Source organism: Catellatospora sichuanensis (assembly GCF_007483665.1).
Lineage (GTDB): Bacteria > Actinomycetota > Actinomycetes > Mycobacteriales > Micromonosporaceae > Catellatospora > Catellatospora sichuanensis.
In genome coordinates this window covers 1-2,096 of sequence record NZ_VIQO01000071.1, presented here as the reverse complement: position 1 = coordinate 2,096, position 2,096 = coordinate 1, and the positions used below count along the sequence as shown (strand labels likewise).

Annotated in this window: 1 protein-coding gene; it reads right to left on the bottom strand. The window is 72.7% G+C overall.

Features of this window, described 5'->3' with window-relative positions; translation table 11 throughout:
* Window positions 1–6: 6 nt before the first annotated feature.
* A complete protein-coding gene (locus tag FLL47_RS44960; RefSeq protein WP_144128372.1) occupies window positions 7–1,974 on the bottom strand; it encodes a zinc ribbon domain-containing protein in 1,968 nt (655 codons plus the stop codon).
* Window positions 1,975–2,096: the final 122 nt, after the last annotated feature.

Below are 2,096 nucleotides of genomic sequence, written 5' to 3'. Positions count from 1 at the left end.
AGCGTCTCAGACTTCCTGTATTTGTCTATGTGTTTCAGACATTCCGGGTGGGGCGTGGCCGTGTCGTGCCGGTCCGAAGTCTGCGGGTAGGCAGATGACGGGGGTGGCGTGGACGTGGTGGAAGCCGGTCCGGTGGTGCTGAGGTTTCAGGAAGTCGTGTGCAGGGCCTGATGCCGCCACCCGGGGGTGGTGGTTCTTGGGTTCCTGCCCCGCCGGACGCTGGCCGCCTGTGCAGGGCGGGGCGGGGACCGTGCGCCGGTCGGGCACACGGCGGGAAAGCTTCGATGCGGGTGGTCGTTTCGGGGTGGGGCCGGTCTTCGGTCCCCGGGTGACGGGCTGCTTGCGGGTGCGAGTACCGGTGGCGGGGCGGCGTGCGGTGGCGACGTCGCCTTCGACCACTCGTGTGGTGGTGTGTCGGCCGGTGGCGCGGTCGGTGCGGACGTGGTGTTGGGCGAGTAGGCCGCGGGCGGTGATGCGCATGGCGGCGGCGTGGTCGCGGTCGGTCGACAGCCGGCAGCGGGCGCAGGCCGCCCACTTCCAGCCCCGCTGCTGGGGTCGGTCGGGGGCGGGTAGGTGGGTGAGTTCGGTACTGCCCTGTCCGCAGCGGGGGCAGTACCTGCTGGTGCCGCGAGCGGGCACGGTCACGACCGCGAGCCCTGCTTTCGCCGCGAGGTGGACGATCGCATCGGTGACAGTGCCGCGGACCTGGCCGGACAGGCGCGCGTTGCCCTTGCGCCTGCCCCGTGCCTGTAACGTGGCCAGGTCCTCGACGTATACGGCGCTGGCGTGCAGCGCGACGGCCTGGTCGACGGCCCAGCGGGCGGCCGACCAGGCCAGGGCCTTGTTCAGGTGCCGGATACGGGCGCACACCCGTTCATGTTCGGTGTCGGCGTGTTCGGCCAGGGCTTGCAGCCGGGCGGTGCGAGGGTCGGTGTCGGGCAGTCCGGCGGCCAGGGCGGTGTGGTGGGTGCGTTTGGCGGCGAGGTGTTCGCGGTGGCCGCGTAGGCGGTGGAGTTTGGCGGAGATCGCGGTGGCGTCGTAGCGCAGCATCCGCCCATCGGTGACGACCCTGCCGGTGTCGGTGAGTCTGCCGACCGTCGCGGTCAGCAAAGTATTGACGCCCCAGTCGATACCCAGCGCGACCCGGTGCCCGGACGTCGCGGCCCGCACGACCGCGGTCCGGTGGGGCAGGTCGACGCGTACCCGGTGCCGGGCGAGCCGCAGCGTCGGAGCACACAACACCGCCCCGGCCGCGACGGTCGGCGGCAGTGCGATCGCCATGGTGTGCCAGGCCCAGTCGGCGCGGCGGGCAGGATATTCCACCAGTGGAAGCTGCACCCGCAACACCGCCCGGTCCCCACCGTCGCGGGCGATGGTGGCCAGTTGCCGGTCGGCGGCGGCCAGCAGCACCTGTGCGGCCACCGCCGGAGCCGCCTCCAGATCGGGCAGATCGCGCGGCAGCGCCCCACCGTGTGCGTACGCGTGGGCGCGCACCTGCCGGGTCCGGTTGACGATCTCCGCTGTTGTCGCCCCGGGCGGCAGCAGTCCGCGCAGCGCCCGCCACCCTGCCTCGTCGCGTCTGCCGTGCTCGGGCCACGTCGCGACGATCGCGGCCACGACCTGGCGGCGGTGCACGGCCAGGCGCAACGCCCGGGCGGCTTCCTCCTCGGCGCACCGGCGCACCCGGTCGCTGACGTATACACCCCCGGGCGCGGCGGCGGTCCAGCCGAGCCTGCGCAGGGCCGTCCAGCCCCTGACCGGCAGCGCCCGCCCGTCCGGCCCGACCCCACCAGCCAGGATGTCCAGATCCGCGCTCGACCAGTGTCCGGACACCACCGCGGCGGCCATACCGGCGACCAGCCCGGCCAGCCAGCCCACCCGCACCGCCAACACACGCTCGCGCACACGCACACCGGTCGGCTCCACCACCGCCGACAGGGCAGCACAGGTCGCCGTCGAGGTCAGCACACCCACCGACACCAAACCCCCCGGTCGAGATAGGACATCCAGCGTAACGAGCACCACCGACAACAACCGCCATCACCACGCCAGCCCGCACCAAGGCCAGCCAGACACCCACAAACTCAGGCTCGCTT